The sequence below is a fragment of the Vibrio sp. 1401 genome (genome assembly GCF_033340295.1).
This window is the reverse complement of record NZ_JAWOWF010000821.1, coordinates 1-522: the sequence shown is the minus strand read 5'-3', so window position 1 is coordinate 522 and position 522 is coordinate 1. Positions and strand designations below refer to the sequence as shown.

The following is a 522-nucleotide window of genomic DNA, read 5'->3' as shown; positions in this document are numbered from 1 at the left end:
GCTTAGGCGGCACGCTGTTTATCATTATCGCAATGGGATTGGTAACTCTGGCAACTCGCTGGGGTGGCGTTTATGTGATGTCATTCATTCCGATTAGCGAACGCGTGCAACGTTTTATCACCGCTATGTCAGGGTCTGTACTGATTGCCCTCTTAGCGCCTCTCGCCATCGAAGGTGACAACGGTGCGCGAGCCGCGCTCTTTTCAACCGCTGTGGTGATGTTTATCGTTAAAAAACCGCTTCCTGCTATTGCTGCTGGCATTATCGCTGCCGCCGCAGTGCGCGCTTTCTAAAACTGGGTTTTCAATCGCCTCAAAGGCTCAGAAAGAGCCATATTTATAAACAACACAGCCCTGCTGACTCTAATAGCGTCAGCAGGGCTTTTCTTCATGTTTGATGAGTCTCAGATATATAAGCCTAAGACTCTAATTTTCAAAACAGGGGCTTAAGCACAGCAGTTACAGTTGCGCTTATATTTGTCCATTTTACCGATACCCGGGTTAAAGGTATTGGTTGGATCAA

Annotated in this window: 1 protein-coding gene; it reads left to right on the top strand. The window is 47.5% G+C overall.

Annotated features, from left to right (window positions below; translation table 11 throughout):
- Positions 1-293: AzlD family protein (locus tag R7Z77_RS28355; RefSeq protein ID WP_318137435.1), on the top strand; the 293-nt coding region annotated here is incomplete at its 5' end.
- Positions 294-522 lie beyond the last annotated feature (229 nt).